This is a genomic window from Rhabdobacter roseus (assembly GCF_014202275.1).
Classification (GTDB): Bacteria; Bacteroidota; Bacteroidia; order Cytophagales; family Spirosomataceae; genus Rhabdobacter; species Rhabdobacter roseus.
In genome coordinates, this window is record NZ_JACHGF010000008.1 from 102,641 (window position 1) to 123,286 (window position 20,646).

15 protein-coding genes and 1 pseudogene are annotated in these 20,646 nt (G+C 48.2%); 1 reads left to right on the forward strand and 15 read right to left on the reverse strand.

All coding sequences use genetic code 11. The features are described from left to right. Positions 1 to 11: 11 nt before the first annotated feature. The 7 genes and pseudogenes from treA to HNQ92_RS20860 form a co-directional block, all read right to left on the reverse strand. A complete protein-coding gene (treA, locus tag HNQ92_RS20835; RefSeq protein WP_281380774.1) occupies positions 12 to 1,562 on the reverse strand; it encodes an alpha,alpha-trehalase TreA in 1,551 nt (516 codons plus the stop codon). Between the two features lie 192 nt (positions 1,563 to 1,754). Further along, positions 1,755 to 2,828 (reverse strand): PA0069 family radical SAM protein, encoded by a 1,074-nt coding sequence (locus tag HNQ92_RS20840; protein ID WP_184176901.1) that lies wholly within the window; start codon positions 2,826 to 2,828, stop codon positions 1,755 to 1,757. 89 nt (positions 2,829 to 2,917) lie between these two features. Further along, positions 2,918 to 4,372: an amidohydrolase gene (locus tag HNQ92_RS20845; protein WP_343063029.1), complete on the reverse strand. Its 1,455-nt coding sequence runs from the start codon at positions 4,370 to 4,372 to the stop codon at positions 2,918 to 2,920. After that, positions 4,369 to 4,839 (reverse strand): DinB family protein, encoded by a 471-nt coding sequence (locus HNQ92_RS20850; RefSeq protein ID WP_184176903.1) that lies wholly within the window; start codon positions 4,837 to 4,839, stop codon positions 4,369 to 4,371. The genes HNQ92_RS20845 and HNQ92_RS20850 overlap by 4 nt, the downstream gene beginning before the upstream one ends. A gap of 437 nt (positions 4,840 to 5,276) precedes the next feature. Beyond that, entirely contained in the window at positions 5,277 to 5,918 is a 642-nt protein-coding gene (locus tag HNQ92_RS20855) for a ligand-binding sensor domain-containing protein (RefSeq protein WP_425504309.1), read from the reverse strand. A gap of 69 nt (positions 5,919 to 5,987) precedes the next feature. Beyond that, positions 5,988 to 6,044, reverse strand: a pseudogene (locus HNQ92_RS29220) (two-component regulator propeller domain-containing protein); the annotation flags it as partial. Positions 6,045 to 6,065: 21 nt separating this feature from the next. After that, positions 6,066 to 6,362, reverse strand: a complete 297-nt coding sequence (locus tag HNQ92_RS20860; protein WP_184176907.1) for a two-component regulator propeller domain-containing protein — start codon at positions 6,360 to 6,362, stop codon at positions 6,066 to 6,068. 522 nt (positions 6,363 to 6,884) lie between these two features. Here HNQ92_RS20860 and HNQ92_RS20865 point away from each other — a divergent pair. Then, positions 6,885 to 10,202: a tail fiber domain-containing protein gene (locus HNQ92_RS20865; RefSeq protein WP_184176909.1), complete on the forward strand. Its 3,318-nt coding sequence runs from the start codon at positions 6,885 to 6,887 to the stop codon at positions 10,200 to 10,202. Positions 10,203 to 10,601: 399 nt separating this feature from the next. Here HNQ92_RS20865 and HNQ92_RS20870 read toward each other — a convergent pair whose 3' ends face one another. The 8 genes from HNQ92_RS20870 to HNQ92_RS20905 all read right to left on the reverse strand — a co-directional run bounded on the left by HNQ92_RS20870 (position 10,602) and on the right by HNQ92_RS20905 (position 20,631). Next, positions 10,602 to 12,161: a tetratricopeptide repeat protein gene (locus HNQ92_RS20870; protein ID WP_184176911.1), complete on the reverse strand. Its 1,560-nt coding sequence runs from the start codon at positions 12,159 to 12,161 to the stop codon at positions 10,602 to 10,604. Positions 12,162 to 12,341: 180 nt separating this feature from the next. Continuing rightward, positions 12,342 to 12,947, reverse strand: a complete 606-nt coding sequence (locus HNQ92_RS20875; protein WP_184176913.1) for a hypothetical protein — start codon at positions 12,945 to 12,947, stop codon at positions 12,342 to 12,344. Between the two features lie 469 nt (positions 12,948 to 13,416). Beyond that, positions 13,417 to 13,821 carry a TonB family protein gene (locus tag HNQ92_RS20880; RefSeq protein ID WP_184176915.1) on the reverse strand — a complete coding sequence of 135 codons (405 nt, stop codon included), beginning with the start codon at positions 13,819 to 13,821 and terminating at the stop codon, positions 13,417 to 13,419. A 749-nt stretch (positions 13,822 to 14,570) separates the two neighbouring features. Then, positions 14,571 to 15,494 carry a DUF6794 domain-containing protein gene (locus HNQ92_RS20885; protein WP_184176917.1) on the reverse strand — a complete coding sequence of 308 codons (924 nt, stop codon included), beginning with the start codon at positions 15,492 to 15,494 and terminating at the stop codon, positions 14,571 to 14,573. Between the two features lie 70 nt (positions 15,495 to 15,564). Further along, positions 15,565 to 17,442, reverse strand: a complete 1,878-nt coding sequence (locus HNQ92_RS20890) for a mucoidy inhibitor MuiA family protein (RefSeq protein ID WP_184176919.1) — start codon at positions 17,440 to 17,442, stop codon at positions 15,565 to 15,567. Positions 17,443 to 17,633: 191 nt separating this feature from the next. Then, a complete protein-coding gene (locus tag HNQ92_RS20895; RefSeq protein ID WP_184176921.1) occupies positions 17,634 to 18,215 on the reverse strand; it encodes a hypothetical protein in 582 nt (193 codons plus the stop codon). Between the two features lie 273 nt (positions 18,216 to 18,488). Continuing rightward, positions 18,489 to 19,586, reverse strand: a complete 1,098-nt coding sequence (locus HNQ92_RS20900) for a PDDEXK nuclease domain-containing protein (RefSeq protein ID WP_184176923.1) — start codon at positions 19,584 to 19,586, stop codon at positions 18,489 to 18,491. Positions 19,587 to 19,692: 106 nt separating this feature from the next. Then, complete coding sequence (locus HNQ92_RS20905; RefSeq protein WP_184176926.1) at positions 19,693 to 20,631, reverse strand: M20/M25/M40 family metallo-hydrolase; 939 nt, start codon at positions 20,629 to 20,631, stop codon at positions 19,693 to 19,695. Positions 20,632 to 20,646: the final 15 nt, after the last annotated feature.

The following is a 20,646-nucleotide window of genomic DNA, read 5'->3' on the forward strand; positions in this document are numbered from 1 at the left end:
AACTATTTTTATTAGGTGTGGCGTTTCATGCGCAAATAAACCCCGTTGGTCCAGCCAAAGCCTTCCTGCACTTCGTATTCGCCACCGGTTGCTTCCAGGTAGGTGTTGGCTACATTGTATTTTTCCATTATTTTTCCCGTATGCTTAAATTCTTTTTCGATCAACGAAAGCCAGTTGGTACGGAGCCGATAGGCCGAGCGTGCAAAGTGGTAGTTGCGCAGCCCTTTGTAGGCAATCCACTGCAGGGGTGCCCAGCCGTTGGGAAGGTCCCACTGCTGGCCCGTGTGGGTGAGGGTAGTCATGAGCCCGCCCGACCGCATGAAGTTTAGCCGCAGGTAGGCGTTGACAAAACGCGCCTGCCGGGGCTTGGCCAGCCGGAAGAAAAGGGGAAAAGTACCCGCCAGGGTAAAGTGGTGCGTAGGTTTCCGGACCACGAAATCGTAGTCCATGAAGTAGTTTCGGGCCGGGTCCCAGAAGTACTTCTGGATGGCTTCGCTGCGGTCGCTGGCTTTTTTTTCGTAGTGGTGAAAAAGATCGTACTGCTCGCTGAGCTGGTAGGTTTCGGCCAGGGTGTACTCCAGGTGGTACAGGAGGCAGTTGAGATCCACGGGCAAAATATCCGTGGTGTGGGTCGAGGCAAAATCTTTGCCTTCGGCGTACCAGCGGCTGCTGAAGTCCCAGCCCGACTCGGCCGCGGCCCGGATGTGTCGGTAAAGTACCTCGGGCGGGGTGCCGTACTTTTCCTGCGCTTCCTGCGCCAGCTCCACGTCTTCGTGGTACGACTCCGGCCGGGGCAGGGGTTTGTCGTCCCAGTAGCGGTTGAGGTAGGTACCTTCGGCCAGGCGCACCACCCGGCGGTGGGCGGGGGCGTCCTCGGTGAGGCGGTCGAAGCCTTCCATCCAGTAGTTGTATTCCTGCTGCATTTGGGGAAGGTACTTCACCAGTACTTTGGTACCCTCCATTTCGCTAAACAAACGCACCATCATGGAAAAAAACGGCGGCTGCGAGCGGCTGAGGTAGTAGGTGCGGTTGCCGGTAGGTACGTGCCCAAACTGGTCGATGAGGTACGCAAAGTTGCGGATCATGTTTTCGATCAGGTCCACGCGCCCGCACTCTTTGAGCCCCAGCATGGTAAAGTAGCTGTCCCAGTAGTAAATTTCCCGAAACCGCCCCCCCGGCACCACGTAAGGCTCCGGTAGCGGCAGCAGCGAGCCACCCCGCACCTGATTTTCGGGACGGCGCGTCAGGAAGGGCCACAGCTGCCGGATGTACTCTTCGGCGGTCGGGACGTTTCCCTGGGGCTCAAACTCGGCCTTGGTTTCGAGGGGGATTTCAAAATGGCTCTTGACAAACTGCTTCAGGTCGAAGTCGGGCTGGTACTTTTCGTGAAAGTACTTTTCAATGATCAGGGCCGGGTCGGAGATCGGTACGCTATCGGCAAAGGTCTTGGAATCGGGAAAAATGACCGCCATCTGAACATCCTTAAAAAAAGTACCGAAAAGGTCGTCGGGTGAACTTAACGACTGACCCAGCGAGACATGAGAGGCGAATGATCCGTACAAATCAGGAGGTTTTTAATCAAACATACTTTCCAACAAACATACACTAACTCCTATAAAAACGTGTATGTACATATAAAGTTATTTAATAATGGCGCTTTTAAGCAGGATTTGAACGTACAGGTACCCTTCAAACCCCTGCTTGAAAGTACCCCGAGCCGGGATGATGCGGATGATAAGTCGGAAAGCAGGTAGTTAAAACAGGGGTAGTTGTCCGTTTTTGACGCGGCGAAAATCCTGGGTATTCAGCTCCAGGGGTACTTTATTGAGGCCAAACTTGTGGCAGAAAAGCCGGAACTGGTTCCGAATGATGTCGGCCCTCGGGCCTTCGCCCGCCATGCGCGTACCAAAGCGGCTGTCGCCCACCTGGCCGCCGTGGCACTCGCTGATCTGGTTCCAGACTTTCTTGGCCCGGTCGGGGAAGGCCTTGTGCAGCCAGTCGTGGAAGAGGGGCTCCAGTGCGCCGTTGAGCCGGACGATGGTGTAGCCCGCCCACTGCGCGCCCGCTTCGGCGGCGGCTTTTAGCACGTCGTGGCTGTGGGTGTCGTTGAGGCCGGGAATGATGGGCGCGTTCATGAGCCCCACCGGCACGCCCTGGCCGGCCAGGGTTTCAAGTACCTTTAGCCGCTTGCGGTAGGTGGCGGTGCGGGGTTCGAGCTTGAGGCGCAGGGTTTCGTCGAGCGAGGTGATGGACGAAAACACGCACACCAGCCGCCGGGCGGCCAGCTCCTGCAACAAATCGAGGTCGCGCAGGATGAGGGCATTCTTGCTAATGATCCCGACCGGATTGCGGTACTCCAGGCAAATTTCGAGCAGCTTGCGCGTGATGCCCATCTCGCGCTCGATGGGCTGGTAGCAGTCGGTATTACCCGAGAGCGAAATGGAAGCCGGTTGCCAGTTTTTGTTGTCGAAGAACTTGCGCAGCAGCTCGGGCGCATTTTTCTTCACCACGATCCGGCTCTCGAAGTCGAGCCCGGCGCTGTAGCCCCAGTACTCGTGGGTGGGGCGGGCGTAGCAGTAGATGCAGCCGTGCTCGCAGCCCTGGTACGGATTGGCCGAGTAGGCCATGCCCACGTCGGGGCTCTTCACCTTGTTGACGAGCGTACGGCTGTCGTCGTAGATGTAGGCCGTCTGGCGTACTTCCTGCTCCCAGTCGTCGATGCCCTCCACGTGCTCCTGCACGTATTCCCCGGCCAGAAACCGGTTCTTGGGGTTGTACTGCGCCCCGCGCCCTTTCTCAAAGCGGTCGTTGGCTTCCTGATTGATCATGTAGCGCTATTTACCAAATGAATGATATAAGTATATTGTATTTGGTAAATGTATGACAAATAAATATTATATCGTATAAAAGTACCTTTCTATTTACTGAATAAATTCAGCGCTGCTACGCTCATGGCTTTTACGCCGGTTTTGATGGTAGGCTCGGGCACGGGAGCAAAGTAGGGTGAGTGTAGGGAAGGTAGTTGCTCGTTTTTTTCCTTCGCGTTTCGGATGGTTTCTTCGGCCAAAGTACCCAGCCAGAACATACAGATAGGTACCTGGTTGTCGAGCGCAAAGCGGCTGAAGTCTTCACCTACCATGTAGGGCTCCATCTCCACGACCTTGTCTTCGCCGAAGGTACTTTTAAATACCCCCACCAGCCGCTGCGTGAGCGCGGGGTCGTTGACGGTGGCGGGCGTCATGGGGTCACGTAGGGAAATGATAGGTAGTTTGTCGTCGGGTAGTCCGGCGGCGCGGGCCAGGTTGTCGCTGAGGCGACGAATGGTCTGGTGGGTTTTTTGGCGTACTTCGTCGGAGTAGGAGCGGAGCGTGAGCTGGAGTTTCACCTCGTCCGGAATGATGTTGTGCACGGTACCGCCGTGGATGGACCCGACCGTCACCACGGCGGGCTCGATGGGGTTGAGGCTGCGGCTCACGATGGTCTGGTAAGCCAGGATCAGCTGGGCGCTCAGCACCACCGGGTCGATGGTGGTATGCGGCGCGGCCCCATGGCCACCCTGCCCCCGCACGGTGATGTCCATCATGTCCACGCTGGCCATAAAAGCCCCCGCGCGGTAGCCCAAGGTACCGGCGGGCAGGAAGGAGTTGTCGTGCAGGGCAATGGCGAAGTCGGGCTGGGGCGCGAAGTCGAACAGCCCGGCCTTGAGCATGAGGTCGGCCCCGAAGCCGTTTTCCTCCGCCGACTGCGCCACCATCACCAGGGTACCTTTCCACTGGTTTTTGAGCTCCACGAGCATCCGGGCCGTCCCCACAAAAACCGTCATGTGGATGTCGTGGCCGCAGGCGTGCATGATGTTCACCTCATTCCCGGCGGCGTTGATGCCGCGCGCGCGGCTGGCGTAGGGCAGGCCCGTTTTTTCTTCGAGCGGCAGCGCGTCCATGTCGGTTCGGATGAGGACCGTGGGGCCGGGGCCGTTTTTAAGTACCCCTACCACGCCGTGCGCGCCCATTTTTTCTTTTACCGTAAAACCCAGACTTTTCAGCTCCGCGGCCATGCGGGCGGCCGTTTTTTCTTCCTGCAACGACAACTCCGGCTGCTGGTGCAGCTCTTTGTACAACGTACCCAGGCTAGGGTACTGCTGCTGGATGAAGGCGTCGATCTGGCGGAGCGGCGGGGTACTTTGAGCCAAGGTACCTTGGGCAATCAGACTCAGAAAAAGCAGAAACAGGTACCTGGAGCAGCGGAAAGAATGCATACGAAGCGTCGTTGGGGAAATGGTCGTTTTGTCGGTAAAGTACCTCCAAGGTACTAAAAAACGCGTCAGGTTGTAGCCGGGAGGCCGATGAAGTACCTTATTTGACAAGGCAATCACCGGATCACGTCCGTGTCGACGGGCAGGTACCCCAGGTGGCGGCTGAGCGAAAGTACCTGCCCCTTGTGGTGAAACTCGTGCGTGACGACGTGCGTAAACAGTTTCAGCGGCGGCACCCAATGGGTACTTCCGTCGCGGTCGAAGCTGATTTCAGTGACGGCCTGTTCGTCCAGGTACCTCAAAAACTCCGAAACCAGGGCATCCACCGACGCGTACACCAGCGTTACGTCGGCCATGGTAGTGACGGCTTCGTAGGGCGTAAAGGCCAGGTCTTTTTTTAGGCCGTGCTTCCCGATCCAGAATTCGTATACATTGGCCACGTGGACGAGCAAATTCCGGATGCTCCCCCGGCCAAAGGTGCTGTTTTCTTGTACGAAATCCGCCGGGGCCAGGGTACCGCAATAGTCCAAAAGTACCTGCCGCGATTCTTGTACCCACTCGTACTGCTGCGCTGGATCGATGGTCATGGGGAAGTAGGGTTTAGTTTTTTGCCAATATAAAAATACTGGTTGTTGGCTAATGGCTGCTTGTAAGTACCTTGATGCCTCGGGTCCGGTGGGGACACCGGCCACGGATCTGGTATTCTATTTCGTGTAAAATTAAGTCATTGATTATTGTTTTTGTCTCACCGCAATAAACAGCACTTAAATGTTGAGTTGTGATACAGCCGTATTCGTCAATTTCGATATGTCATTTGGTCTCGAAAGTTGCCATTAAAATGGCACATAACGGCTGGGGTATTTGTGAAGGCAGGGCATTTGAAATACGTCTGCCGAATTTATGCACAGAAGCTGATAGAAGTACAAATGTTTAATTACTTACGTCAGCCCTGCTTTAACAAATACCATGTTAGCACCAGTTTCTCTAATTGTCTGCTTGTCAACTTTGAATTATTGGCTATTTCCTAAAAACATGTAAAAGTTTTTCCATCGTACATGCACAATTCAGTATTTCTTGATCCTATCCATATGTTTCCTGATTTATCTTCAAAAATATTCCACACATCGTTGTTTCTAAGTCCATCTTTGGTAGTAAAACAAGCGTAAGATTTTCCATCGAATCGGCAAATGCCACGACCACCACCACCAAACCAAAGATTACCTTTTTTGTCTTCGACAATTCGAGTAATAGGACTGATAGTCCCAGTAGACAAGGCTTCAATTTTTGTAAAAGTTTTTCCATCATAACGATAAGCACCTTGCCAACTGCTAAACCAAATATTTCCTTTGTTGTCATGTAAAGCAGGCCATGCCCAATCGTCACCATTATGTTTAAGACTGGTTAAAATTTTACCATCATACCGAAATACCCCTTTATTTGTCCGTCCACCAAACCAAATATTACCTGCATTATCTACAAGTATTTTTTCTATGTTATGATTACTACTTAAAAAACCACCTTCGCTTTCACTAATTTTAAAATGTGTAAATGATTTGCCATCGTATATAAAAACGCCATTAATCGTGGCGAACCATAGTTGTCCGCTTTTGTCCTGCTTTATATCGAAAACAGAATGCTGTTTGTTGGAAATTTTATTAGCAGGCATATTTTTGGGTAAAGGGATATGAATTTTAGTAAATTTTTTACCATCATAAACACTGATGCCAGCGTCCGTTCCAATCCAAATTTTTCCATTCTTATCTTCCAAAATTGACCCAACCGCATTACTATTGAGTCCATTTGTTGATGTAAATTAAATAAATGATTTTCCGTCATATTTGTAGAGACCTTCAGCAGTAGTGCCAAACCAAAGGTTGCCTGCCTTATCCTGTAAACTACAATTTACATTGTCTCCTGGTTGAGAATTTTGAGTTTTTAAAAATTGGGGTTGACTGTTAGTTGTTTTTTTTGATTCACTTACCTTATCTTTTTGTATATCTGTATTTGTCTGCCCGTTACAGGTATTCAAACCAAAAGTAAAGGCGAGAAATATAGTTCCATTAAATAGATGTCGTAACATAGTACTGTTTGTTAAAATTGGTGCTAACATTTGTATATACGAACCTAGTTTCGTGTATATCCGCTATAGTCGTAGCCATTTACAAACGACTACAACTACCCCAAGTACGTTTGTAACTAGTAGTTGATAAGCAAAAGTGCCTACGGCTGCGTATCAAATATACTCTTTGTCCTACTAAAAGCGTAAATCCCCAGCATTTTCCTTCTAGCCCACGGATCAATAAAACGCTTTATTTTTACTGCTGCCTTTTACTATGAACTGTTTGAAGCTCTTCTGGTGCTAGCGCTCCGGTTGTCCGGCGGTCCGGCGTTCCGGTGGGGATACCGGCCACGGGATCAGCGGTCCCGCGCTCCGGCGGGTACCTCATCCCGGATGAGGCTTTGAGAATATTGTCAGTGATCAAATACAAGTATGGGGTTTCCGTATCTACTTTTACCGTGTCGAACAGGGCGGACGCTACGAGGGGTGTGTTGTTCTTGAATTCGCGCCCCTAAACTAGCATTAACCTGTCCGATTTTCAATAACTATCCACTTTACTTATTTAGTGATTTTATGAATCAAAAACTACGTTTAACCCCTCTCTTTCTCGTTATCCTCTTCACTTCTTTTACCCCCCTTTTCAGCCAGAGCCTAGGTATCAATAGTACGGGCGCGGCGGCAGACCCCTCGGCCGCGCTGGATGTGAGTGCTACCAACCAGGGGGTACTTATCCCCCGAGTAGCTCTGACGGCGACCCACGTCGCGGACCCTGTTACCTCCCCGGCCACCTCCTTGCTGGTCTACAATACGGCCACGGCGGGGACGGCCCCGAACGAGGTGGTTCCTGGCTACTACTACTGGACGGGCAGCGGCTGGCAGCGACTACTCACCCAGGCGGCTACCGTCCCGGAAGGTTGGAGCCTGGCGGGAAACAGCGGTACCAACCCGGCCACTCATTTTCTGGGTACCGCAGACAATCAGCCTCTGGTACTGAAAGTCAATGGGCAGCAGTCAGGATTTATTTCTTCTGCCGCGGATGCTAATCTATTACTGGGCTATCAAGCCCTGCTCAACAACACCACGGGTTATTATAACACCGCTATGGGCAGTGGTGCCCTTCAAAGCAACACCACGGGTAGTAGTAACTCCGCCATGGGCACCGGTGCCCTTTGGAGCAACACTACGGGTTATGATAACTCCGCCATAGGTAGCTCTGCCCTTTACAGCAATACCACGGGTTATCTTAACTCCGCCATAGGCAGTTTAGCCCTTTTCAGCAATACAACGGGTTATCTTAACTCCGCTATGGGCAGTTTAGCCCTTTTCAGCAATACAACGGGACACTCTAACTCCGCAACAGGTAGCTACACACTTCATAGCAACACCACGGGTTATGAGAATTCCGCTATGGGAAGTTTCGCCCTTTGGGGCAACACCACAGGTAGTTATAATTCGGCTGTGGGCCGTTTAGCCCTTTCTAACAACACCACAGGGGATTCTAACTCCGCTATGGGCAATCGCGCCCTTTACAGCAACACCACGGGTGTTGCTAACTCCGCCATAGGTAACAATGCTCTATACAGCAACACCACGGGAGCCGCTAACTCCGCCATAGGTAATGACGCCCTTTATAGCAACATCACAGGCTACTATAACTCCGCCATAGGTAACAATGCCCTTTACAGCAATACCACGGGTAACCAGAACTCCGCTATGGGCTATCGCGCCCTTTACAGCAACACCACGGGCTACTATAATTCCGCCATAGGTAACAATGCCCTATACAGCAACACCACGGGTGTCGCTAACTCCGCCATGGGTAGTGACGCCCTTTTTAGCAATACCACAGGTAACCAGAACTCCGCCATAGGCTATAAAGCCCTTTATAGCAATACCACAGGTAACCAGAACTTCGCCATAGGTAACAACGCCCTTTTCAGCAACACCTCGGGTAATAATAATGTAGCCATGGGTAGTAGCGTCCTTTCCGACAATACCACGGGTAGTAATAACTCTGCCATGGGTAATTTTGCCCTTTACAGCAACACCACAGGAAACCAGAACACCGCCATAGGGAACAACGCCCTTTACAGCAACACCATGGGTGGTAGTAACTCTGCTATGGGTACTTTTGCCCTCTTTAGCAACACTACGGGTAATCATAACTCCGCCATAGGTAACAATGCCCTTTTCAGCAACACCATGGGTTATGAGAACACTGCCATAGGTAACAACGTCCTTTACAGCAACACCACGGGCTACTATAATTCCGCTATGGGTACTTTCGCTCTTCAACATAATACCACGGGTTATGGGAACTCCGCTATAGGCAGTTTAGCCCTTTCCAACAATACTACTGGCTATAATAACACCGCCATGGGCGGTTTCGCTCTTTCTAGCAACACTACGGGTATCTATAACTCCGCCATAGGTGGTTCCGCTCTTAGAAGCAACACCACAGGTAATAATAATGTAGCCATAGGATATAGGGGACTTTCACAAAACACCACGGGTGACTTTAACTCTGCTATTGGCAGTTTCGCCCTTTACAGCAACACCACGGGTTATGAGAACTCCGCCATAGGCAGCTTAGCCCTTTACAGCAATACCTTGGGTAACCAGAACTCCGCCATGGGTAGTAGCGCCCTTTGGAGCAACACCACGGGGGGCGCTAACTCCGCTATGGGCAATGGCGCCCTTTACAGCAACATCACAGGTAGTAGTAACACCGCTATGGGCAATGGCGCCCTTTACTACACCACCACGGGTAGTAGTAACACCGCTATGGGCGCTTCTGCTCTTTTCAGGAACACAACTGGTTACTCTAACTCTGTAATAGGCGACAACGCCCTCTGGAGCAACACCACGGGCCACTCTAACTCCGTTGTGGGCAAGTCCGCCCTTTGGAGCAATACCACGGGTAGTGATAATGTTGCTATGGGAAATGGTGCACTTTTACAAAATATTACGGGTAGTAACAATACCGCTGTCGGCAGAGCTTCCGGACCTACAACCGCAGACCTTAGCAACACGAGTGCCCTGGGGGCTTCGGCTGTACCTACGGCCAGTAACCACATTCGCCTCGGCAATACTCTCGTTACGAATATCAGCGGGCAGGTAGCCTGGTCCAATACCTCCGACCAGCGCTTCAAGGTCGATGTGCAGGAGAACGTCAAGGGGCTGGACTTCATCCTGAAACTACGGCCGGTTACCTACCACTGGGACATTCACAGCCTCAACCGCTTTATCTACGGAGACAGGACTGATTCGCTCTTTGCAGATTCTGTCGCCCAGGCGGGTATAGTCACTCAGCAAAGTATTACCTACACCGGTTTTCTGGCGCAGGAAGTAGAAGCGGCGGCTCAGTCGGTAGGGTATGATTTCAGTGGGGTAGTGGCTCCGGCCAATGAAAAGACGCCGTACAGCCTCCGTTACGCTGAGTTTGTAGTACCTCTGGTAAAAGCCGTGCAGGAGCAGCAAAGCCAGCTGGGGCAGCAGAACGGACTACTGGCAGGCCTGAGCTCCCGTCTGGACCGACCCGTGGTGAAGCTTACCTCAGCCCATGAGTGGGCCGACCGGGTGTTTGAGCCGGGGTACCGGTTGCGGTCGTTGAGCGAAGTGGAGCAATACATGCAACAGCATAAACACCTGCCGGGGGTACCTTCAGCACAGGAGCTAACCGAAAAAGGCGTGGATGTAGCCACCATGCTAGCTATGCAGATGGAAAAGATTGAGGAGCAAACGCTGTATCTGGTAGAACTGGAAAAGAAGAATAAGGTACTTGAAGAAAAAAGCGAGAAGTTGCAGCAGCTTGAGGCCGAGAACCAGGCCATTCGTCAACTACTCTTCGACCTTCAGAAAGAGGTGAAACAGTTAAGCGAAAAGAAGTAATCGAGCCTAAATAAACGCAGCAAAAGCCCTACTGCCGTGTGTGTGTAGGGCTTTTTTTAGGTAAAACCTACCCTTTATTTTATTTAGATCTAATCGTAGGGGGGGTAGATTATTCCTGTACCCACCGGTACTGCTGCGCTGGATCTATGGTTATGGGGAGTGGTGTTTTGTTTTTTGAAAGAATGAATAAAGCGATGCCTTTTGGGAAGTACTTCTTGGTGGTGGTCCGGTGGTCCGGCGCTGCGATGGGACACCGGCCACGAGATCAGCCCGACCGCAACGTTTAGTATATAAAAAGCAGGCGATTTCGAAGGGCTTATTTTTTAGTTAGGTACAAAGTTTGATTCTAACCAAAATCCTTAATTTTACCAGTATTTCGCCTATTTTTTATATACATTGTTACCTGCTGTCTTTATTCATTTGTTTCAATCTGTCAATTGCGTTTTGGTTTTCAGGATTTAATTCCAACGACTTTTTGTAATTAGAAATAGCATTTTTAAAATCGTTATTGTAATAGTAAGCTTCAGCTAAACTATCATATAGATTTGCTGATTTTGGATATAGATACAAACCCAACAAAAAGACATTAACTCCCTGTTCTTTCTTTTTAGAATTAAAAGACAATCGCAATCCTAAAGTGTTTAACATTCCTTCTTGGAGCTCAAGATTTGGATGCTCGGCAATTGTTTTCTCATACAATGGGATTAAATTTTGATAGTCTTGTTCAAGTGCTAAATCATTGAAATCTTTATAGGTAAAATATTTCTCAATAGCCTTTTTTCTTTTTTTAGAAATCAAAGTTTTGGAAAAGCCATTTTCATCAGTATTATTTTCAATGAATTTAATAGCCGTTTTTTCATCCCTTAATGTTGCATTTAAAAACTGTAAGGTATGTTGACAAAGCACACTATAGGAAGTCATTAACTTTTCATCACTTTTATCTTGCCTTGTATCTCTGTTGGCGAACAAGACACCGAAAGAACTAAAATAGGAATGTGTTAGGTCATGTAATCTATATCTGTAGATATTGCTATATTTCAAAGAATCGTACAATTGGAATTTATAATTCAACTCTTCAGGGATTTTGTCTTTAGTTAGAATTTCTTTCGGAATCTCTTTTTGAGCAAAATGGATATATGGAATGGAAAACCTATCTAAATTAAAATAAGGTGACTTTTCTAAGACAGCGTAATTGTATCTTTCAGTTCCATCCAAACTTACAATTGCACTAATATTCTTATTTTTCATAACAGTTAAAGCGTTCGCTAACCCACCAAAACTAAATCCCATTAATGCCACCTTTCCTGAATCAATATTCTTGTACCTGTGAATTTCTTTTAGAAGGAATTCTACATCTCTCGATTGTGTTTCCATATCTTTGGTAGTTCCGCCTTCTAACCAGCGCGTATCTGTTCCTCTTGAAGGACTCGATATCACTACAAAACCGTAACTGGCTAAATATTCGAATAATGCGAAGTTCTCAATTGAAGAGGATTGATAACTTGGGGCATAAATTACAACTGGAAAACTCCCGTCTAAAAATATTGGATTGGAAAAAGCATTTAATTTTTCAGAAAGATGAGCCTTGTTTTGTGGTGTGTTCCATAAATAAGGAAACCAATCCAATAGAAAGTAATTCGGTAAATTTTCCCATTCTTCTTCTTCTTTTAAAATCTCCAAATAATTTAAAACCGTTAATTGCTCGGAATCATTATCTTTGATTTTCGCAGGATACCAAATACTGACGGGAATTGGTCTCTCGATAAGTTGGTTATTAAACTCATTATGAATTCGGTAGGTTCTCGTGCTATCATTGATTGTATAATGGTTGAAACCTACTTTGTATTCTCCAGCTTTAAGGTTTATTTCTTTTATAGATGTCTGTCCATAAGATACTGTTGATAGTACGATACTTGTAATGAATATTGTTAATCGCTTTATTTTTGAATTAGTGTCCATAATAACATAGCTCTTTTTTGATGATTGTTACAGGTCTTTTTTAGCTTGCAGGTAACAATTGTATATACGAACCTACTTTCGTGTATATCCCCTATATCCGTAGCTGTTTATCAAATATACCCTTTGTCCTACTAAAAGCGTACATCCCCGGCATTTTCCTTTAGTGAGGAAAAGGGAATTTCAAATGTGTCCGTTAATTCGATTTATTTCCCTTCCAATAACATGCTTCATATTTTCAAGAAAATCAACAGTCAAGTCAGGCCAGTTCCAAAATGTTAAACCGAAGTTAGAGAATGAAATGCTACTATCAATTTTATAATCATCGATTTTTGAAATAGTAACACAGTGAGGACAGGTTAAAGTAGCATTTTCGTAGTTAGTCCACTTGTCAAATTCTGGAAATACGTTGTCATAGAGTTCCAATTGTTCTTTTGTGCAATTGTCTGTAAAGAAATCCAGTGGAGTAATCCCTTCAAATCGATTTCTGCCGCAGTTCGGGCATTCCATTTTTGTCATTGCGGTAAATGCACATGCGTTAAACACTTCGCGTTCAGCCTTTGTCTCTACTCCACAGACTTTCCATTTTAAGATATTTTCATCATAACCGATTGCTGCAACATGATTTTTCCCTGGCTTATAACCCTTCCTCTTCGAACTTATAATGCAATCAGTGAGCTCACTTTCTACAAACTCTTTTGATTGCATCCAGAGAATCACCTTCTCCATAACTTCGACCGGCTTTACTATTTCGCCAACTGTAGTAATAGTTATGTAATTGTCACTCATGGTCTGTTTTCTTGAATGCTCCACAATATTTGTATGTACGAACCTACTTTCGTGTGTATCCGCTATAGCAGTAGCTATTTACTAACGACTACAACTATCTCTAGTACGTTTGTAACTAATAGTTGATAGGCAAAAGTACCTACAGCTGCGTATTAAATATACCCTTTGTCTTATTAAAAGCGTAAATCCCCGGCCTTTTCCTTTAGAAAAGAAAAAGAAAATGGTATCCTACGGTTCCTATCTATTTGGTGGTGTTGAATAGAATACCCTGATTGATCTATGAATAAACAGGGCCCATTTCTTATCGTAGTTGCCTTATCTGAATTCGAACAGCCATCTTAGAAAAGGGTACAGGTTAGCCCATGGGTCAATAAAACGCTTACTACTACCTTTAACTAGGAACTGTTTGGAACTCTTCTGGCGCTGGCGGTCCGGCGCTCCGGTTGGGACACTGGCCACGCGCGATCAGTTAGCGTGGTAAAAACTTTACTGGAATAAAGTATTGTACTTGTATAGGTTTTCCTTTCTGTTTAGCTGGTACTTCAAATTTGATCATACGTACAACTCGCAATGCTTCTTTGTCTAAGTCTCCTCTAATCCCTTTTAAAACGAAATGAGAGGAGGTATTGCCTAATGTGTCAACCAAAAAAGAAATAATCACTGTTTGTTCTTTCTCAATTTTATAAATAGCACTATAGTTGATTTGACTTTTTATAAATCTCAACATGCCTTCTTCGCTGCCGTTGTATTGAGGCATCGATTCAACACTAAAACTAATTAACTCATCAAATCCAGATGAATCAGACTGTGCATATGTGAAATGTGATGCACACAAAATTATTAATGCATTTAAAATTATATTATAAATTGCCATTTTGTTGGTGTATTGGTAAATGTTAATAAGCAGAAAATAGAGTCGTGAATTTCAAATGATCCAGAAATGCCTGCCGCGGATTCTATACCTATGAATACTATTAGATCGGATCAGGGAAATAAGTTTTTTATGTACTCTACCAGTTACTGACTTGTTTTTGGTTTGCAGGTACCTTTGTGGTCCAGAGGTCTTGGGGAGACCGGGCACGCGGTTCATGAACCTTTGTATAAACCGCCTAGTTCTACTAGCTTTTCGAACTATTCCTTCTCTTTAATTTTCAACCGTTTGGCAATGATAACAAGATCATCCTCTTCGCTCGGCTGACAGGTATTCCCGGCAGGATATAATGATAAGTAATACAAACCATCTTCTTGTTTTACTAGAATTATATCGGAATAGTACACGGTTCCGTAATCCTCATACAGAATAACTTTGACTACCTCATTGAAATGTAATGTTATAAAGCATTTTTTATTTTCAGATGACTTTCTTACCATTAAGATAAGAGTAGCGTGAGATTTACTTATGTTTTTATAATCCAAATTTACTTTTATTGAGGAAATTTGCCCATCAATTAATGTGTAATTCTTAAATAAATAGTCTAACTTCGTTGTATGTAAAATTAATTTTTTAATTTGTGAATTAAATACTAGTCAATTCACAAGGTGATAAAAATAAATCAATGCTACTTCTTGGTGCTATGGGTCCGATAGGGACAACGGTCACGGGATCACCAGGATTGATCTAAATTAACTGCTAAGATGAATTCTTCTTATTTTTCTTGTCCTTAAAAATCTTCGATACTCTTTAGTGTAAAATTTCTTTTTGTTGAATAATATAGGAGGTACTAAAATCGCTGGTTCTTGATTTAAATCCTCATAAATGATTTGATCAATATCTATATCTTTTTGGTTCAAGTACATCCAATAACTGGCCAAAATGATGCCTGATATATTGTCGGGATGAGTAATGCCTTTATTGTGAAAATAGGCCTTAAGGCGCGAACTGCTCCATAATTGCCAACGGTTTCTCATCCATCTTCCGAGCCCCATATGATAATCTGTCATTTCGTTGCTGGATGCTTTTGACTTCAATTCTTGCTTAGTTGAATCACATAGTAGTAAGTCAAGTTGGGAGAAGCAAGAATAAATATCTTCTGGGATATATATACCATCAATGGAATCTGAAATTATGTTTTTCTTATAGTCAAGTTCTCTGATTGCCTCTATTGAATCTTGCCTTTGCGTTATTTTTTTTGCTTCAAAAGCTAAATCAAATAGTTTGTTGTTCAATGATCTGTGATAAGCTAAAGTAAGTAGATATCTTTGATCCTCATCATTGTCTATAAAGTAGGTGGAAAAATGCCTAACTAATCTGGAAGTGTCCGTTGAGAGCCACTCGCTGAATACAAAGATGCCATGTACGTTGTTTAAGGAACTTTCATGTATCGATTTAAAATTAGCTTTGCTTTTTTTGGTTAGAAATTTACTCAGCTCTTGGTTGCATTCGTCAATGTTTTTTGGGATATAAAATTTATTTTTAGACCACGCTATTTCTTGGCTGAAGCAAGTTGTAGTCATGAAGATAAAAACAAGTAAACATGAAAAAGTACGTTTCATCTGCAAGAAACGAATAGGCCTAAAACGCTTTATTTTACTGTTACCTTTAATCATGAACTGTTAGAAACTCTTCTGGTTCTAGTGGTCCGTTGGGCCGGTGGGGACACCGGCCACGGTTAAGACTTTACTTCAGCAAAACGACCTGATTTTTAGGGTACTTGACACTGTACCGCAACACGTGCTTCTTTTCCTGGCGGGCGGGTAGTTCGTAGCGCCAGGTGAGTATTTTGGTGTCTTTATGGAGCTGGGCTTCTTTGTATTCCTGCTCTTCAATGGTGATGTCTTTGGTGGTGGAGATTGGAAACTGATCCTGCACCACGATCTGGATCGGCTGCGGTTTGTTGTTTTTGATCCGGATTTCGTAGGCCCGACTTTCGGTTTTGTTGGTCCCTAAAAACTGCCGGTTGCTGAATTCTTTCAGCTTTTTTCGCTCCACCACTACGGCTTTGTCCCTGCCTAAAGAAATGGAAAGCGTATCGCCCGCCTGCTGGACGTCCAGGATGGATTTGCCCAGGTAAGCCCCTTCAAAGAACAGATTCGCTTCACCATCCAGCAGGTTCAGGTCCTGCCAGTCGATGATTTGGGCGGTCAGGAACGCCTCTTTTTCCAGCTTGGGAGCCGCGTAGTACTCGTACAAGGCCGGAACCGAATACGTTTTGATGTCTACCGTATATACTTTACCGTCGTTCAGGATGGTGTAGGGTACTTCGATGTCGAACGTAAAGGTAGTGGGCTGGTACTTTTCGGTCGTGGGCAAGGGGAGGGAAGCGTTACTTTTGCGGCTTCTGCTGGCGGGCCCGCCATAGCCTGCTACCACGATCTCTTCCAGCGCGGCTGCGTCAGTCTCCAGGGCTACGTTGATCTGGCTCCCGCTGATGGGTACCTCAACGCTTTTGTACCCCACGAAGGAATAAACCAGGACCTGAGCATTTTGAGGAAGCTTCAGGGAATAGGTACCTTCGGCGCTCGTAGCGGTACCGAGGGTGGTACCTTTTACGGCTATACTTACGCCAGGAATGGCTTCGCCCGTTGCTTGATCCACTACCCGGCCCGTGACTTCGGAGCCGGGGCTTCCGCTCACCGTGATACCCGCTGCCCGGCCCTGTAAGGCGCTCTGAATGGAAGGCGGCGGGTAGCCCAGCTGTACGTACCAGGCCTGCAGCCGAGGTGCTACGCCACTTTCGGTCGGGTTGCCGTTGGAAATCGTGAGCTTGACGTCTTTCCAGTCTTCGCCGGAGCTCTGAAACACGTTGGCCTTAAAAGCCAGCCCCAGCGGTTGGGCGATGTCTTGTACGCGTACATCGTAGGTCGCAAACCAGCCCGCATTTTTCACAAAGTAGCTTACTTCAAAAGTGGTTTTGACGGGTTCTTTGGCCAGGACCGTCACCAGAATATCGCTGGTGGCGAAGTCCTGGCGTTGGTTAAGTACCCTAAGCTGCTGATCTACCTTTCGGAAGCTGCTGTCCAGCTTTTGAATGTTTTTTTGTAGTTCTACTTGCTTCAAAAGTACCTCCGTGAGGCGGCTGCGCTGGAAGTCGATGGCCTCTTTCAGGTCGGCGGTTTTGAAACCGGTATTCGCTCCCCCAATCGACTGATTTTTGGTGAGCATATTTTCTTCGTTTTTAAAAACCGCCAGCATACTTCGCTCCACGGTTAGCTTGGTCTGAAGTACCTCCTTCTGGCCCGCCAGCAGGCTGGTTTCTTCCTGGCGTTTTTGCTCCTGGAGGTAGTTGGTCTGGTGCGTAACCGACAAAATCGTGAAGGGCCCCTCGCCCTTTACCTGGATGCTTTGCTTGTCGAGCTGGGGCGAAATACCCGAAAAAACCAGCTCGGATTTTCCGGCGGGGATCGTCAGCGGGGCCGAGCGAAGTACCTGCGCACCGCTGGTAAAGAGGGTTACGTTTTCGATCTTGGAAGGTACGGATTGCGGCCGGGTCTGGGCGGAGAGGGCCGGGCTTAGCAAATATCCGAAAAGTAGCAGAAAGGGTACTTTCAAAGGCATGGGTTCAGGTACGTTATGGTGACGGACTATGTTCGTAAGGTAGTTTGTGGCCGGTGAGGACACCGGCCACGGGATTCGGGGTACTTTCAAAGGCATGGGTTCAGGTATGTTATGGTGACGGACTATATTCGTAAGGTAGTTTGTGGCCGGTGGGGACACCGACCACGGGATTCGGGAACCACCGGCCCCGGTTAGGCCTGGGGTCGAAGTTGAAATTTGTTGGTAATCCAGAGCAGGAAAGCCGCGTTGAAAGCGATCGTCAGCGGAATGGTTGAAAGATTTTTGAAAAAGAGCAGGATGGTCCATTCCGAAGAAGTAGGGGCTAATATACCGCCTTGTTTTAGTTTAAGGTACAGGCAGGTTTGGTAGGCCAGCAAGTCGATGAGGTAGTTGAGACCCCAGGCAACGCCCAGAAACGCCACCAGGTTGAGCAGGATCGAAAACCACTGGCGGCGCATCTTCTGCCGGGCCGCCGCCCAGTGGTCCAGGCGGCGTTGCCGGTCGGTAAAGAGGTACTTGAGGCGTAAAGCGCCGTGGCGGATGCTCGCCAGCCCCAGTACGTACAGAAACACACCCAGCCGCGCCGCTTCGATCACGACTTCCAGCGCCACGTGCTGCCAGGTGCTGATCGCCCCGAAGCCGCCCAGTTGGATCACCCGGCCCAGCCCGGCCACGAGGCCCAAACTACCGATGACCACTAGGTGTTTTTTGAAAAAATAAATAGTACCAGCCAGCCAGTGTAGCTTTTCGGAGAGGTTGAGGGCTGAGTTCATGAGGAGTTGGGGGTTTGAAGTTGGAGGATTATTGGCTGGTGGCCGGTGGGGACACCAGCCACGGAGTTTATGCGTGGTCGGCGCTCCGGTGGGAGCGCCGGCCGCCGGCCACGGATTATACCCCGGCCACGGATTCGTGGAAGGTACTTTTCCAATCGTTGCTCAAGCTACTAAAAAACAGGTACCTTCACCAGCGCCCGGCCTTCTTTTTATTCGCGACTTTTTTGTGTTGGAAAAGCTACTTGAATCTAGGCTACCTCAGTGTTAGCGATACTAGCGCAATTCCCTCAGTTCTTTTTCCATGTACTGTTGTAGCTGCTCGGCGCTGGGTAGTTGGATAAGGTACTGCTTTACGAACAGGTTTTCATCCATACCCGCCGTGGCGTACTTGACCAGCGCGTGGTCTTTCTCGGCTACTAATAAGATCCCCACGGGCGGATTATCATTTTTCTCGCTGATTTCTTGTTTGAAGTAGTTCAGATAGGTATTGAGCTGACCTATATCACCGTGCTCAAAAGCGCCCATTTTAAGCTCAATCAACACGTGACATTTCAGGATGCGGTGGTAAAAAACGAGGTCGATGAAGTAGTAGGTACTTCCGATGAGTATACGCCTTTGGCGCGCTTCAAAGCAAAATCCATTGCCCAGCTCAATGATGAATTCCTGGATATGATCGATCAGGGCCGTTTCTAGATCGGATTCTTCGACCAGCTCGCGGGTTTTGAGGTCGAGGAATTCGAAGGCGTAGATATTCTTGATGATGTCCGTCGGTACCGACAGCTTGCTTTGCTGACGAACCCGCTCAGCGAGTTTTTCTGGTTGGGCGGATAAACCGCTCCGCTCGTAGTACAGGCTGTTGATCTGGCGCTTCAGCTCCCGAACGCTCCAGGTACCTTTGATGCATTCCAACTCGTAGAAGGTACGTTTGAGCGGATCGTCGATATTTAGCAGCAGCTCGATGTGCGAATAAGATAGCCTGGAAAAAATCTTCTCCGCAGGTACCTGTAGCTTGTCTATGAATTGTGGGGTCACTGTCCCCACTTTTTGGGATGGGAACAAAGTACTATCCTGTAGGAAAAATTGATCGGCTACAGAAAAGCCCAGCTGGGGGTAGGTAAGATAAAATAGGCGGAACCGGAATAAAGACCTGCGGTCGATCCCTTTGATATGGTTTAATTTGCTGTTTAGGGAATCAATAAGCCCATCTCCATAAGCCGCCCGATCTTTACCACGCTGTTCAAACTCCACGATGTAGTAGCCAATCAGCCAGTTGCGTAGGGTCAGGGCCTGATTCACCGCGCTGGCGGCTTTGGCTTGCAGCTGGTTATGTGCCTGCTCAATGGCCGAGGTGAGCTGTTTGAAGTCGTGCATGGCGAGGACATATTAAGGGTTGTCAGCCTGGGTTGGGATTACTATTGCGTTTAAAACGCAATTAGACACAACCCCCATTGCAAATTGGGGGTTAGCGCTAGTTTCCCTACTTCACTTCCGTAAAGTTCAGCTTGGGGAGCTTCATGGCGTTTTCGATGAGTTGCACCTCGATGGCCAGGATACCCGCCTCGGCTTCGGCATCTACCTTGTCCGGGTCGTCGGTGGGTTTGTGGTAGTCGTCGTGGCCGCCGGTATGAAAGAAAAGTACCGGGATTTGCTTGGCGTAGAACGAGCCGTGGTCGGAGCCGCCGCTTCCGGCGCGGTCGGTGAAGTACTTCACGGTACCTTCCACTCCCTTGAAAACCTCCGGCCAGGCGTCGCTGGTGCCGTAGCCACCTATGCCCACGCCGCGGCTGGGGTCGTAGCGGCCGATCATGTCCATATTGGTCATGAAATGAATGGTACTGAGCGGCACCGTGGGGTTATTGACAAAATGCCGAGAACCCTGCAAGCCCAGCTCTTCGGCTCCGAAGGCAATGAAAAGGAAATTGTAGGGTTCTTTGACGTCGTTTTGGGTAAAATACCGCGCCAGCTCCAGCAGTCCGGCTACGCCCGAGGCGTTGTCGTCGGCACCGTTATGGATTTGCCCGGCGGGGTTTTCGTCGCGCGAGCCGCCCTGGGTACCCAGGCCGAGGTGGTCGTAATGCGCCCCGATGACGATGGTATGGGGCGCGCCGTTGTCCAGGAAGCCAAGGACGTTGTGGGCCCGGCGGAGGCTGTCGGCCGTCTTGACCCGCCGCACGCGGGCGACGAACGGCTGGCGGTAGCCCTGGGTACCTTTGGGCGCGAGGCCGTACTTTTTGAAGTGACGCCGGACGTAGGCCGCGGCGCGGTCGTTTTCCTTGCTGCCGGTACCTCGGCCTTTCATGCGGTCGGAGGCGAGTTTTTGTACGTGCTGGGTAATGCGGGCGGGAGAAGGAGCGGGCGCTTGGCCAAAGCTGGGGATAAAAAGGGTACTTAAAAGAAAGCTAACGAGGATTTTCATGGCTGCTCATTTGAA